The sequence below is a fragment of the Bacillus cereus group sp. BfR-BA-01360 genome, from assembly GCF_022663595.1.
GTDB lineage: Bacteria > Bacillota > Bacilli > Bacillales > Bacillaceae_G > Bacillus_A > Bacillus_A cytotoxicus.
Map to the genome: position 1 here is coordinate 296,843 of NZ_JAKUFV010000003.1, position 13,216 is coordinate 310,058.

Here is a 13,216-nt window from a genome sequence, read left to right on the forward strand (position 1 = left end):
AGACAAGGAGGGTTTAGAACAAGAGAAAGGAGAGAATTTTTATAGCGATTGTAATTGAACGCATACAAAAGGAAAATGCTCCTCGGCCATTATTATTGCTTGCTGATCCGAGTGAGCAACAAATTGATTCATATGTAAAACGTGGTCGCATTTATGTTGCAAAAGATGAAGAAAACGTAATAGGTGTATATGTATTACTGGAAACAAGGCCATATACAATGGAAATCATGAACCTTGCTGTTGTAGATGAGCTGCAAGGGAGAGGAATTGGTAAACAATTGTTATGCCACGCTATTCAAACAGCGAAAGAATATCATATGCATACACTTGAAATAGGGACAGGAAATTCTAGCGTTTCGCAGCTTGCTTTATATCAAAAATGTGGTTTCCGCATTGTTTCGATTGATTTTGATTACTTTTCAAAGCATTATGAAGAGGAGATTATTGAAAATGAAATTGTATGTCGTGATATGATTCGGCTTACAATGACGCTTTAAGTAGTGGTTTATCCCGCTATTTTAGGGCAGTAAGACTCCCGCCTCAAGATTCAGAAAGAAGCAAGGAAGATAGATGGGAATAGGGCTGCCCGTAACAGCTCGATTGGTGAGGGCTCATAATCAGCGGGGGATGAAGAAAACTCCCACTGATTAAAGTTTCACTTTATTAAATCTAGGGGGTAGTGAAGATGGAAGTACATACAGCAATTACAGCACATTCTCGTAAGCAAAATGAAATTGTGAAGACCTTTTTACAATTAGAAGCGCAGCGTGAAGCAGCAATTGATGCTGTAGTAGCACTTGCGTCAAGTGGAAAGCAGTTTTCGGTAGATGCAATTAATAGGATCACAAAACAAATGAATGAACTGGCTAAACGAGGTATCGTACCACAGCGTAAGATTGTAACAGCGAATATGGTTATGGAGTATGTAAAGCGCTTGCCAGAGAAAGAAGGTCGTTAAGCATGATTGTCACGGTTGAATGGTTACGTAATCATATAGAAGATGAACATGTTCGAGTGATTGATTGCCGTTTTGATTTAGCAAATCCAAATTGGGGCCGGCAGCAGTATGAACAAGAGCATATCCCTTACGCATTATATTTTGATTTGAATCGTGATTTATCGAGCCCTGTAACGAAGCACGGTGGGCGCCATCCGCTTCCTAATATGAAAGAGTTTGCCGAAAAGCTTTCGCAAGCTGGCATTGATGAAAATACGACAGTTGTTGCATATGATAGTCAAAGCGGTGCGATGGCTTCACGTTTATGGTGGCTGTTAACGTATGCAGGGCATAAGAAAGTATATGTGTTAAATGGAGGATTTCATGTATGGAAAGAACGGAATTTACCAACAGAATCTGAATGTACTGAAGTGAAGCGGAAAGAGTTCATTCCAAACGTACAAGAAAATATGCTTATAACGATGGAAGAGGTGAGAGAAAGTATTCGTACCAATGTCGATATGACATTAATTGATTCGCGAGAGCCAAAACGGTATGCTGGTATAGAAGAGCAAGTGGATTCTCAGGCTGGACATATTCCAACAGCACAAAACTATTTTTGGAAAGAAGGAATCACAGAAGAAGGTAAGTTCAAAGAACAAAAAGAACAAGAAGAGCGCTTCCATCATCTCGATAAAGAGAAAGAAATCATCGTGTATTGTGGCTCTGGCGTAACGGCTTGTCCGAATATATTAGCGTTACAAACAGCTGGTTTTCAGAATGTAAAATTATATGCCGGAAGTTGGAGCGATTGGATTTCTTATCCAGAAAACGAAATTGAAAAAGAACAGTAGTAAACTCTTGCATACGAAAATATTTTGTATTAAAATAAGGTCACAGTAAGAAGTTGTTGTATAAATATTATATTTTACACATTGTTTGTAATGTGGTAAGATAACGACAAGTAAATAACACATCCTGCGGTGTGCGTAACTCATTTATGTCTAAAACCGATGTTAGTAATAAGGAAGCTCAACATTTAGTTATTATAATCAAGCCTTCCTTGTGGAGGAAGATGTATGGTAACTGTGAGGGCATCCACCTGCGAGTAGCGGGTTTTTGGACATTTAGGAGGAACGGCACGTGCGGGGGTTTTATTTCAACTCATATCATATAAAATTCCTACGGTGTACGTAGCTTATGTATGTCTTAAACCAATGAGTATAATAAGGAAGTTCAATATTTAAATGTAAACAGTAGGCCGTCTTTTTAAGAAGGAAACTGGAAGCGTTTGTGAGGACATCCACCTGTGAGAGCAGGTTTATGGACATCTAGAGAGAACGGCAGATGTGGGACTATATAAAAAACCTTACGTTTGAGGCGTAAGGTTTTTATTATGGTAATTGGAAAGCTTATCGATGTTCGTTATTAAAAGTTCCATAATACACATAGCATTTTCGGTCTTCATCAATTTCTCTTGAGTCTAATGTAAATTCTATAAATTGTTCATCTTTTTGTATATAGATGATATCGGAATGGAGAATCGATAAAATATCCTCATGATTCCAAACCTCTTTACTTTCAAGTAAAATAGAGTCCGTCCCTTGTAGCTCTCTAATTTCAAAACCGATATGAGAATATGTATGATCTAAGGGATCATTAAGAAAATCTTCTTTTTGTACGTATAAGACCGCTGTTTCATCATGATCCATCGCGGTTGCTGTTACAACATACGTATCCCCTTCTTTCACGAAATACTCACAGGTCATTCTAGCGATGACTTCCGAAACAGGAATATTTGTATAGTTCCATAAGGCAGGATATTGTTCCTCTTCACTATTCAGTCGATATTCTAACCGCAATTTCCATCCCTCTTCCTTTTTCTTCTACTTTATCACGAATTCTTTTATAATAAAAATATAATTTATAAAGGGGAGTGGGAAGGTGACAAAAACAAAATTGTTAGTATCAAGTGTAATTACTTCTTTAATGGCAACTACTGTATCAGGTTGTACACAAGATCTTCCACCAAAACCAAAGGATAAAAGTTGTTCGAAGTGGAAGTGGGATGATGAGATGGGGGTTTGGCGATGTAATGATGGTTACTCGAGCCATGGTGGAGCTTATTATTATGGCGGGAAATATTATCGTAATAAGGATACTCTTACAAAATCATCGGAGTTTAAGTCGTATCAAGCTTCTTCCAAATTTAAAGGAGGGATTGGTAGCGGTACAAAAGGTGGATTTGGAGGGTGAATAATGTCCTTATATAGAAAGGAAAGAAAACGATTTTATTCCAAATTCCCTCATTTTTGGTCTGATTTATATGGTGGGGAATATAGCTTGTTTTATCTTTTTGAAATAACGGAAGAAACGGTTCGGAATTTACAACTTGCGACAGAGCGAATGGGAAAAATATTTTTTAAGACTGCTAGACTTCTTCGCACGTTATCTGACGCACAGCTTCTTGAACTTGGATTTCCACTTTCCAGTCTACCTTATATTAGAATGAGGTCTTTGTTTCCTGAATCTGTTATTTCGCGTTTTGATTTCGCTGTGACAGATGGTGGAATAAAAATGCTGGAGTTTAATAGCGATACGCCGACCTTTATTATGGAATGTTTTCAAATAAATGGAGCAGTTTGTAAGGCCTTTGATTGTTATGATCCAAACAAGCAGCAAGAACGTCTTCTTTCTTCGGGGATAACAAAAGCTGTAACGGAAAGTGCGAAAGGAATTGCAAATCCAAATGTAGTATTTACAGCTCATCATGAACATATAGAAGATTGGAATACAACGCAATATTTGAGAGAATTATGTCAAGTGGAAAGTAAAATCGTACCAATGTCAGAGCTAAGAATTACGGATGAAGCTTTAGTTGATACGGACGGTATTCCGATCGATGTTTTATATCGGCAAACGTATCCAATTGAAGACTTACTTGAGGATCATGACCCGATTACTGGAGATTTTGTTGGGATTGAGTTATTGCAACTTGTGAAGAGAGGGAAGCTTTCGATTATTAATCCGATTTCGGCCTTTCTTATGCAGCCGAAATCCGTTCAAAGTTTAATTTGGGGGTTAGCAGAGGAGGAGGCTTTTTATACAAGGGAAGAACAAGAGTGGATTCAGACATATATGCTTCCTACATACTTAGAGCCTGATGAATTTTTAGGAAAAGAGGCCTTTGTTCAAAAGCCTTCGTTTGGCCGGGAAGGCGACACTGTTACAATTCGTGATAAAGACATGAAAATTATGACGCAAAATACATATCAAACATATAAAAAAGAACTACCAGTATTTCAAAAGTACATAGAACTTCCAGTTGTTTCTCTTGAGACTGCAAAAGGGAAAGAAGATTTGTCCTATGTATTTGGTTCGTTTTTAATTGCTGGGAAGCCAAGTAGCATTGGGATACGTGCTGGTGAAAAGATTACAGGGAATGAATCTTATTATTTACCTATAGGAATCAAAAAGGAGGAGTATACATGACGAATTTTTTACTTTATTTAGTTGTTTCGTTAGGTCTTTTATGCATCGGTCTGTTTCTTATGGAAGTGACGACAAAAGTGAAAGAATTTTCGCTTATGGCAAAAGGAAATAAAGCGGCGAGCTATGCGCTTGGAGGGAGAGTTCTTGGTCTCGCCATCGTTCTTTATTCAACGGCCGCTCATTCCGTTTCATTGCTTGATATGCTTATATGGGGAGCAATTGGTGTATTGGCACAAATCATTGTGTTCTACTTAGCAGAATGGTTAACGCCTCGTTTTAATATTAATCAAAGCATTGAAGAAGATAATCAGGCGGTTGGCCTTTTCCTTATGTTTTTATCCGTGTCCATCGGAATTGTCATTGCCGGATGTTTAACCTATTAAGCTTTTAGTTTCCAAGAAATACTTGTTGCAATTTAAAAACTTTAAACCGAAAGTGTTGACATCTATTTTAAATCAGAGTAACATTTTCTATGTAATGCAATAAAGTCTCTGTTAGGTGAGGCTCCTGTATAGAGAAATGCTACTGCCCAAAAATGTCGAGAGACGCCAATGGGTCAACAGGAATGATCGAATTAAGGTTTTTCTTAATGTAGCTGGTAATGTACCTATGCTATACAGTGCTAAAGCTCGGCGAGGGAGAGGTTCGTAGATTTCTATATGGAGTAGAAATCGTTTATTTCTGTATGTTATGGCCTTTACTCGTTTTTGAGTAAAGGTCTTTTTGTTAACGTGCTATGAGAATTTTCATAGTATGAATTGTAATTAAAATGAAAAAGGAGGTGAGGAGCATGTCGAACTCTGACTCGGTTCCGTTACCCATATACTTGGAAGCAAAAATATATAATGTAGGTAGGAAACGACTTGTTCCTCCCCCTATATGGAATCATAAGGTGACACTTTTGGAGCATCGTAAGCTAAATATGGAACACTTTAAAGGGGATACTGTTAAAGTGGGGTAAATTGAGAAACAAAGCGTTTCTTCCTATGTTGTAAAGGAGGAGACGAGCATATGTTACATGTAAACAAACTTGTGGGTAACACTTCTCACAAACAGAGTAAAAAAGGAATGAAAGAACAAATATTGTTACAACAAAATAAAGAGTTGTTAATTGAAATCGCAACAAGAGACGTGAAATCTGTATTTGTTTATTTTAAAACAACAAGAGACGGTCTTTCTATGAAAGAAGCACAAAAGCGTATCCATGTGTACGGGAAAAATGAATTCTCTTCCAAACGTACACTTTTGACAAATGTAATCATGAAACTAGGCGGAGTGATTCCTAGTTTGACAAAACAACGTGAGCAGTGTGATGTGGAAACAGTTACAGTTTCTAGGGTAGAAGGAGAGATGAAGCAAGAATCGAAAAGAATCAATCTTCCTGTTACAGAACTTGTTCCGGGAGATATCGTTTTTCTTTCTGCAGGTGATACAGTTCCAGCTGATGTTCGCATTATTTACGCAAATGATTTATTAGTGGATGAATCTATGTTAACTGGAAAAGAAACAAATGTAGAGAAATTTGAAAGCTGTTATTATCTCGAACGCAAACGTTTTATTCCATTAAAACGAATGAAAGACTACAACCCACTTCAACTTGAAAATGTATGTTTTAAAGGAACAAAAGTGGTAAGTGGTACAGCGAAGGCAGTTGTTATTTCAACAGGTAAAAATACGTATCCTGGATTGCTTCATACATGTTGCATGCAAACATCTTGAGTTACGAATGGTGCTAAATATGAAAAAACATTGTATAATAAATGGGTTGAAAAAACGTAGAATGGTAATCTATTTGATATAACCTTACGTGTTAGCGTGAGGTTATTATTTTTTGTTAGTAGGAGAGGAATTATGAATAAAGTATTGTTAGTTGATGGAATGGCATTATTATTTCGTGCTTTTTATGCAACAAGTGTATACGGACAATTTATGAAGCGACAAGATGGTACTCCGACAAATGGGATTCATGGTTATATGAAACATTTATTAACGGCGGCGCAAACGATTGAACCCACTCATATTGTAACGTGCTGGGATATGGGCAGTACAACATTCCGAACAGAATCATTTTCAAATTATAAAGCAAATCGGGCAGCGCCTCCAGAAGAGTTGATTCCGCAATTTGATTTAGTTCAGGAAATGACTGCACAGTTATCCATTCCTGTCATCGGTATGAAAGGGTATGAAGCTGATGACTGCATTGGGACGTTAGCGAAAAAGTATTGCAGTGAAGCAGAGGTATATATATTAACCGGCGATACAGATTTATTGCAGCTTGTTGATACGAATGTTACTGTCATGCTACTTCGCAAAGGGGTTGGAAATTATGAGTACTATACCCCGGAAAAAATTATGGAAGAAAAAGGAGTAGAGCCTTGGCAAATCGTTCACGCTAAAGCATTTATGGGTGATACAAGTGATAATTATCCAGGTGTAAAAGGAATCGGTGAAAAAACGGCTTATAAATTAATTCAAGAATATGGTACAGTAGCTGCGGTATTAGAAAATATTTCATCGTTGACGAAAGCGCAGCGAACAAAAATTGAAAATGATTTAGAGAATTTAAATATATCCTTACAATTAGCGGAAATTCATTGTGAAGTTCCCATTTCGTGCCCATTAGAAGAAAGTGTGCACGAAATTGATGAAAGTAAGATGCGCAGTGTTTGTAATCAAATGAATTGGGGCAGACCTGAAATGTTCATAAGTATGTTATAAAAAATGTCTGATCAAGTAGAGCTTGGTCAGACATTTTTTTGCTAGAATATTTTACTATGATTTCTGCTTTAATTCTTGTATTCTTTTTTCTCCCCAGTCATACATCATTTGTAAAATAGGTTGTAAGCTTTCACCAAGTTCTGTTAAAGAATATTCAACTTTAGGTGGAACTTCTGGATAGACCTTTCTTGTAACGACCCCATCATCTTCTAATTCACGTAACTGTTTGGTTAACACTTTATGAGTAATTTTTGGGAAAAGTTGCTGAATAGCACTAAAGCGCATTGGACCATGTATTCCTAGCCGATATAAAATAACAATTTTCCACTTGCCACTTATAATAGATAACGTTAATTCTTTTGCGCAATGAAATTCTTTACTCTTTATTTTTTGTAATACGTCATCACGTAAGTCTTTTCCCATGTTTTTCACCTTCCATTTCATATCCTAGAGGATACTTTCTATCCTTAAAGTGCATTCTTTTCCCATTGTTACATTGCACTTATAATAAAAGAAAGCGCTTTATTCTATATTAACACAATTGGGGTTGGGAATTTTAGTATAGAGGGGGAGTATAGATGCAGGAAGTGGGGGAAATGACAAAAAATTTTATTAGTATCTCTTTGGCAGAGGAACCAATCAATATTAATAGTCGTTATACATTTAGTCTACCGCTATATACGATTGGTATATTATGTATGGAGTTACTTAACAAAGGGTATTTACAGCTTAACCATAAAGAAGAATTAGAAATCATCAAAGAAAAAACTAGTAATCGTGGGTATGTAAAACATCTTATGGAATATGTGAAGCAGAAGCGAGGACGTACGTGTAAAGAATGGATGCATTATTTTGCCGAAAAGACGAAAATAACAAATGATATATTTAAAAGTATTGTGAAAGAAATGAAGGAAGAAGGTACAGTTCGGTACCATATGAAAAAAAGCGTTATGAATGTGTTTTCACAAACAAAAATTGAATATGTTACAGGTACAAACTCGTTTGTAGAGCATATGAAACAAGATTCCTTGATGGAAAGAGAAGATAAACTTGAGCTGATGCTGCTGTTATGTGAATACGGTGGTGCAGAACGAGCTACTTTACAAAGAGACAAAGTCTATCGATTCATACAACAAATGCAAGAAGGGATTTTAGAAGGGGCACAAAGAAAGGTTTTATTTGTGTAAAAATAAATTTGATGAAAACAGGTTCTTCGGATAGGAGAACCTGTTTATGTAGGAAAAATCCAAACGCGTGCGAATAAAGAAATTTTCAAAGAAAATTCATTCTCATCTTGCATAAAAACATGTATGATAGGAAAGGGACAATTTTTAAATTAGGTGGGAACAGCATGCAGACAGTGCAGGATTATCTTTCATTCTTATATGCAAAAGGATTCAAGTTATCTGAAGAAGCACAAGGGTTTATTAGGTTTGGTCAAGGATATACAGGTGCATCGGATACAATTGTAAACGCAGCGATTGAGGCGACAATTAAACATCAATTAGAGTTTGATGGGAGTTATTTTGTGGCGCTGCTAGAAAGATTGAAAGAAGAACAAATTACCGATAAAAAAAGCGCAAAGGCTTTTATGCGGAAGTTACAAGCTTAACTTCACGCAGCCTGCGCTTCTTTTTTTTCTTTTGAAGGAAGTTCCACAAAAATCATACCGAGAAAAATACAAAGGCAGCCGAGGATGGCTGAAGTAGATAGCTGTTCACCGGCAACAAGGACGCCTGTTAAAGCAGCGAAGACGGGTTCCATTGCAAAAATAATCGCAACCCTTGTTGGAGAGGTATGTTTTTGGGCTGCTGTTTGAATAAAAAAGGCAATAGAGGTTGCAAATAAAGATGTAGCAAGTAGCGCAAATAAGAAAACGCTGTTCGTCCATAAAGAAGTAGAGAATATTTTTTCGTAATCTTCAAATAAAAAGGCGCAAATAGTCGAAAAGACTCCGACAGATAAGATTTGAGATGTACTTAATAATAAAGGTGATATTTTTTTGGAAAAGACGCCGTTGATTAAAATATGGGCTGCAAAGGCAATCGCACAGCCGAGAACGAGTATGTCTCCGATATTAAGCTGAAAGGAATCAGCAGCAGTTAATAAATAAAGGCCGATTGTGGCAGTGAGAATGCCGATTAAAACAAAGGGCGACGCCTTTTGTTTTAAAAAAATGAATGAAAGAATCGGAACCATAATAATGCTGAGCCCCGTCAGAAATCCTGCTTTAGAAGAGGTTGTATAAAGCAAGCCAAATGTTTGCAAAAGATAGCCAGCAAACAGAAAAAAGCCTACAATGAGTCCAGCGAAACTACTACAGTACATTTGTTTCTTTGAAATCTTTTTTGAAAATAGAATTTGGATGAATAATAAAATGATGCCAGCGCATAAAAAACGAATAGCGTTAAATGTAAAAGGATTCACAAATGACATTGCATTTTGAACAACGACAAATGTAGCTCCCCAAATAAAGGAGACGAATAATAAAGCAAAAGGAGCAATCCACTCTTTCTTCATATTAAGACCTCCGTTCATTTTGTAAAATCGCTTTTCTTGCTAGCTCATCTGCAACTTTATTTTGACTGCTTGGAACCCACTTGATAAAGAAAAGCTCGAACTTATCAATATATGTTAATGCTTCTTGTAAAAGTGGAGCGTATGTTTTGTTTTTTGCATATTCTTTTTCAATCGCACGTTCTACAAGCTGAGAATCGGTGCGAAATGATACAATGCTATAATTATGTTTTATACAATATTTTAATGCGATAAGTAAGGCATGGTACTCAGCTTCATGGTTTGACATGCTCCCAAGAGGGATAGATAATTGCACCGGTTGCTGAATCCCTTTAATAAAAACGCCTGCACCAGAAGGACCAGGATTTCCTTTTGATGCGCCATCAATATATACTTCAATCAAAATAAGATACCTCCGTTAATGAATCATAAGGATCCCCCCGCCTTATTTATGAGAAAAGCGGGGGAGAAAGTTGTATATGTACTATCCAATTGTAATGCTATAACGACATGTAAATGTTTCATTCGCTTGTAAAGACTGAATTCCCTTTTTCTCTTTGAAATCTTTTGCTCTGTTTACTTCATCAGCAATTCCATACCAAGGTTCAATGCATAGGAAAGGAGCATTGTTTCCGGGTGTCCATACCCCGACGAATGGGAAGCCTGTAAATGTTACTTTCACAAATTTATTATGCTTATGAGATCGAATTGCGATTTCATTTGTATTCATATTTTCAAAAATAAGAGCATCATTTTTGAATAAATCATATGTAAGCGGTAATTCTGATGCATGATCTACAATAAGCTGTTTTTCCTTTGAAAGAAATGGTCCGTCTAAAATGCTCGTTTCTAAATATTCTGGTCCACGGAATGCAAGGTAGTAATCTGTAAATGATGTACTTTCTACAAGTGGGCAATTGAATCCAGGGTGAGCACCAATGGAAAAGAACATTTCTTGCGAAGATGGATTATGTACGTTGTAAGTAACGTGTAGAGTTTGCCCCTCGAGTTCATAAGAAACGAATAATTCAAATTCATAGGGATATTTTTGTAACGTTTCTGCATTGCTCGTGACGATATAAGTAATAGTTGTTTCACTCTGTTCTTTTATAGAAAAGGGAAGATCGCGGGCGAAACCGTGTTGTGTTAATGAGTAAGCAGTGCCGTCTACATAATAGGTATGATCGACTAATCTACCGACGATTGGGAATAAAAGGGGAGCGCGGCGTCCCCAATAGTTAGCGTCTCCTTGCCATAAGTATTCGGTGTTGTCTTCTTTTAAACGAATGCTTTGTAGTTCTGCACCTTTTTCAGAGATGGAAACGATTACTTTTTCATTTTGAATTGTTGCTATCATGAAGTGAAACCTCCTAAATAGTTCATCGTTCTTATTATACGTTGTCTATAAGAAAAAAGGTAGTAATCTATTGACGAATGGTTAGCTATTGCGTACAATATGAAATTGTTGTGTAAAAACGAATCACGTGGTTCGAAACCATCCCACGTAAAAAAACTAAGGAGTTTTTATGATGAATATTAAAACATTAGTTGGAAATGGTATTATTGCAGCTTTATATATTGCTGTTTCCACACTGATTCAGCCATTTGGCTTTACAAATGTACAGTTCCGGGTGTCGGAGATGTTCAATCATCTCGTTGTATTTAATAAAAAATCCATTTACGGAATTGTTTTAGGTGTATTTTTAACAAACTTATTTTTTTCACCGATGATTGCATACGATTTAGTATTTGGAGTAGGACAGTCAGTTTTTTCGCTTCTTGCTACCATTATTTCGATGCGCTTTATTAAAGGAGTTTGGGAACGGATGATTTTTAATACAGTTATCTTTACGATTACAATGTTTATGATAGCGATTGAACTTCATCTTGCATTTGATCTACCATTTTTACTGACATGGCTTACATGTGCAGCTGGTGAATTTGTTGTCATGGCAGTTGGAATGCCGGTTATGTATTGGATTAATAAACGAGTACAATTTGAAAAAATGATGTAAATCATAAAGAAAGAGGCCGTGCCAATTGAAATAGATTGGGCGGCCTCTTTGTACATAAAGTGAAACTTTAACCAGTGGGAAGGTTCTTCAGTCCGCATCGACCTTTCTTGTTCCGCTCTCTATCTTGAGATGGGAGTTTTACTACCTTAAATTAGAAAGATAAACGTTTCCCTGAAAAATGAAATGTTCATATAACAAATGGATACCGGATTCACTCGCATATAATATACGGATTTTTGATAAAATATAATAACAGATAAGAAGTCATCTATAAGGGGAAAATAATATGAAATACAAAATTCATTGGCAATATAAAACAAAACATGGTCTTCAAACTGAATTAACAACAGAGTATATAAGTATCGAGGAAGCACTTCAACTTGCAGCTGACTTTGAGAAAACTGGACGTGTAAAGACCCTTATATTTTATGATGAAATGAATGTAGAGTGGACGCTAAAAGAAATGAAAAAGCTCAGTAAACAAGTAGAAGAGGAACCACAAGATATTCATCTTTATTTTGATGGTGGCTACGATGTCGAAACAAAAACAGCAGGTATTGGTATATGCGTCTACTATAAAAAGGGAAGTAGTAATTATCGAATTCGTCGCAATGCTTACATAGAAGGAATATATGATAATAATGAAGCTGAATATGCAGCATTGCAATATGGCATACATGTATTGGAAGAATTACAAGTGAAATATGAAGCAGTTAGACTACGCGGTGATTCGCAAGTTGTACTGCAACAACTTGCTGGAAAATGGCCATGTTACGATGAGCATTTGAATGATTATTTAGATCAGATTGAACAAAAGGCGAAGCAAATGAAATTGAAACTGATTTGTGAGCCAGTAGCGCGAAAACAAAATAAAGAAGCTCATCAATTGGCGACACAGGCGCTAGAAGGGATAGCAATCGATAGTCATATAGAAATAACTGGATAAAGGGGTGTAGTGGTGAATAAAAAGCGACTGATTATCGAGGTGAATGATTTATTAGAGACATATTGTCAAGATTGTTTTTTACAAGAACATAATCGGCAAACGCATAGTAAGTACTATGCCCATTCTTTTTGTATTCGGCAATGCACAGTTGGACAACAGTTAAAGAAATATGGAAATCAATTATCATAAAAAAACATCCAGAGGTTCCTCTGGATGTTTTTTCACGTTGTTGAAAAAAGATCTTGTCAATGAAACTGTCACCTAAAATGTGACAGTTTCACTTTCTATTTCATCTGAAATTTGATAAGTTAAATATAGGCCAACTTCTTTTAGTGAGAGTAGCTTGGTCCACTTTATCAAGTTTTGTATGATGGCTGTCAACAAAGCTTGGATTGTTACTTTTTGAACTCCACGGTAACGGGCGAAACGGAAACCGTGGAGTTCTTTACTTTGTGCAAAACTAAGTTCCACAGTCGAAGGTCTCACGAACCGCAAAATTTTCCCTCTATCGGACAAGCGCTGCCACCTCAATTTATGATAGATTTCCTCGTGGACAGAGATACGTAAAACCCGATCCGTTTTTTTCGCAAA

At 36.5% G+C, this 13,216-nt stretch carries 19 protein-coding genes, 2 other RNA genes and 2 riboswitches; of the genes, 15 read left to right on the plus strand and 6 right to left on the minus strand.

Going from position 1 to position 13,216, the window contains the following annotated elements:
• Nucleotides 1–41: 41 nt before the first annotated feature.
• From MR056_RS05140 to ssrS (MR056_RS05160), 5 genes are all read left to right on the plus strand, one after another.
• Nucleotides 42–497, plus strand: a complete 456-nt coding sequence (locus tag MR056_RS05140; RefSeq protein WP_041809603.1) for a GNAT family N-acetyltransferase — start codon at nt 42–44, stop codon at nt 495–497.
• A 188-nt stretch (nt 498–685) separates the two neighbouring features.
• Complete coding sequence (locus MR056_RS05145) at nt 686–958, plus strand: YpbS family protein (RefSeq protein WP_012093798.1); 273 nt, start codon at nt 686–688, stop codon at nt 956–958.
• A 2-nt stretch (nt 959–960) separates the two neighbouring features.
• Nucleotides 961–1,791 (plus strand): sulfurtransferase, encoded by an 831-nt coding sequence (locus MR056_RS05150; protein ID WP_012093799.1) that lies wholly within the window; start codon nt 961–963, stop codon nt 1,789–1,791.
• 118 nt (nt 1,792–1,909) lie between these two features.
• Nucleotides 1,910–2,093, plus strand: a non-coding RNA gene (gene ssrS / locus MR056_RS05155) — 6S RNA.
• Between the two features lie 20 nt (nt 2,094–2,113).
• Nucleotides 2,114–2,297, plus strand: a non-coding RNA gene (gene ssrS / locus MR056_RS05160) — 6S RNA.
• A 52-nt stretch (nt 2,298–2,349) separates the two neighbouring features.
• On the opposite strand, the gene MR056_RS05165 is transcribed toward ssrS (MR056_RS05160), so the two are convergent.
• On the minus strand, nt 2,350–2,799 hold the full coding sequence (locus MR056_RS05165; protein WP_012093800.1) for a hypothetical protein: 450 nt from the start codon (nt 2,797–2,799) through the stop codon (nt 2,350–2,352).
• A gap of 82 nt (nt 2,800–2,881) precedes the next feature.
• Here MR056_RS05165 and MR056_RS05170 point away from each other — a divergent pair, with 82 nt between their 5' ends.
• The 5 genes from MR056_RS05170 to MR056_RS05190 all read left to right on the plus strand — a co-directional run bounded on the left by MR056_RS05170 (nt 2,882) and on the right by MR056_RS05190 (nt 7,147).
• On the plus strand, nt 2,882–3,193 hold the full coding sequence (locus tag MR056_RS05170) for a hypothetical protein (RefSeq protein ID WP_012093801.1): 312 nt from the start codon (nt 2,882–2,884) through the stop codon (nt 3,191–3,193).
• Between the two features lie 3 nt (nt 3,194–3,196).
• Entirely contained in the window at nt 3,197–4,429 is a 1,233-nt protein-coding gene (locus MR056_RS05175) for a glutathionylspermidine synthase family protein (protein WP_048722616.1), read from the plus strand.
• Nucleotides 4,426–4,812: a DUF350 domain-containing protein gene (locus MR056_RS05180; RefSeq protein ID WP_012093803.1), complete on the plus strand. Its 387-nt coding sequence runs from the start codon at nt 4,426–4,428 to the stop codon at nt 4,810–4,812. Before MR056_RS05175 ends, MR056_RS05180 begins: the two co-directional genes overlap by 4 nt.
• A 100-nt stretch (nt 4,813–4,912) precedes the next feature.
• Nucleotides 4,913–5,076: riboswitch (M-box (ykoK) riboswitch) on the plus strand.
• Between the two features lie 364 nt (nt 5,077–5,440).
• On the plus strand, nt 5,441–6,148 hold the full coding sequence (locus MR056_RS05185) for a P-type ATPase actuator domain-containing protein (RefSeq protein ID WP_048722620.1): 708 nt from the start codon (nt 5,441–5,443) through the stop codon (nt 6,146–6,148).
• A 132-nt stretch (nt 6,149–6,280) separates the two neighbouring features.
• Complete coding sequence (locus MR056_RS05190; protein ID WP_048722622.1) at nt 6,281–7,147, plus strand: 5'-3' exonuclease; 867 nt, start codon at nt 6,281–6,283, stop codon at nt 7,145–7,147.
• Nucleotides 7,148–7,201: 54 nt separating this feature from the next.
• On the opposite strand, the gene MR056_RS05195 is transcribed toward MR056_RS05190, so the two are convergent.
• A complete protein-coding gene (locus tag MR056_RS05195) occupies nt 7,202–7,570 on the minus strand; it encodes a winged helix-turn-helix transcriptional regulator (protein WP_012093806.1) in 369 nt (122 codons plus the stop codon).
• Between the two features lie 155 nt (nt 7,571–7,725).
• On the opposite strand from MR056_RS05195, the gene MR056_RS05200 reads away from it, so the two are divergent.
• Entirely contained in the window at nt 7,726–8,334 is a 609-nt protein-coding gene (locus MR056_RS05200) for a hypothetical protein (RefSeq protein ID WP_048722626.1), read from the plus strand.
• A 164-nt stretch (nt 8,335–8,498) separates the two neighbouring features.
• On the plus strand, nt 8,499–8,759 hold the full coding sequence (locus MR056_RS05205) for a DUF6123 family protein (protein ID WP_012093808.1): 261 nt from the start codon (nt 8,499–8,501) through the stop codon (nt 8,757–8,759).
• Nucleotides 8,760–8,761: 2 nt separating this feature from the next.
• Here MR056_RS05205 and MR056_RS05210 read toward each other — a convergent pair whose 3' ends face one another.
• The 3 genes from MR056_RS05210 to MR056_RS05220 all read right to left on the minus strand — a co-directional run bounded on the left by MR056_RS05210 (nt 8,762) and on the right by MR056_RS05220 (nt 11,021).
• Nucleotides 8,762–9,667 carry a DMT family transporter gene (locus MR056_RS05210; protein ID WP_087098223.1) on the minus strand — a complete coding sequence of 302 codons (906 nt, stop codon included), beginning with the start codon at nt 9,665–9,667 and terminating at the stop codon, nt 8,762–8,764.
• A gap of 1 nt (nt 9,668) precedes the next feature.
• Nucleotides 9,669–10,067 carry a reverse transcriptase-like protein gene (locus tag MR056_RS05215; protein ID WP_012093812.1) on the minus strand — a complete coding sequence of 133 codons (399 nt, stop codon included), beginning with the start codon at nt 10,065–10,067 and terminating at the stop codon, nt 9,669–9,671.
• 81 nt (nt 10,068–10,148) lie between these two features.
• The gene (locus MR056_RS05220) at nt 10,149–11,021 is read right to left on the minus strand and encodes an aldose 1-epimerase family protein (RefSeq protein WP_048722631.1); all 873 of its coding nucleotides are present in this window, start codon (nt 11,019–11,021) and stop codon (nt 10,149–10,151) included.
• A 121-nt stretch (nt 11,022–11,142) separates the two neighbouring features.
• Nucleotides 11,143–11,187: riboswitch (PreQ1 riboswitch) on the plus strand.
• A 6-nt stretch (nt 11,188–11,193) separates the two neighbouring features.
• Between MR056_RS05220 and MR056_RS05225 the strand changes: the two genes are divergently transcribed.
• The 3 genes from MR056_RS05225 to MR056_RS05235 all read left to right on the plus strand — a co-directional run bounded on the left by MR056_RS05225 (nt 11,194) and on the right by MR056_RS05235 (nt 12,814).
• Nucleotides 11,194–11,679, plus strand: a complete 486-nt coding sequence (locus MR056_RS05225; RefSeq protein WP_041809608.1) for a QueT transporter family protein — start codon at nt 11,194–11,196, stop codon at nt 11,677–11,679.
• 286 nt (nt 11,680–11,965) lie between these two features.
• Entirely contained in the window at nt 11,966–12,625 is a 660-nt protein-coding gene (locus MR056_RS05230) for a ribonuclease H family protein (protein WP_012093816.1), read from the plus strand.
• A gap of 12 nt (nt 12,626–12,637) precedes the next feature.
• On the plus strand, nt 12,638–12,814 hold the full coding sequence (locus MR056_RS05235; RefSeq protein WP_012093817.1) for a zinc-finger domain-containing protein: 177 nt from the start codon (nt 12,638–12,640) through the stop codon (nt 12,812–12,814).
• A 72-nt stretch (nt 12,815–12,886) separates the two neighbouring features.
• Here MR056_RS05235 and MR056_RS05240 read toward each other — a convergent pair.
• On the minus strand, nt 12,887–13,216 hold a 330-nt coding region (locus tag MR056_RS05240; RefSeq protein WP_242136522.1), incomplete at its 5' end, for a transposase.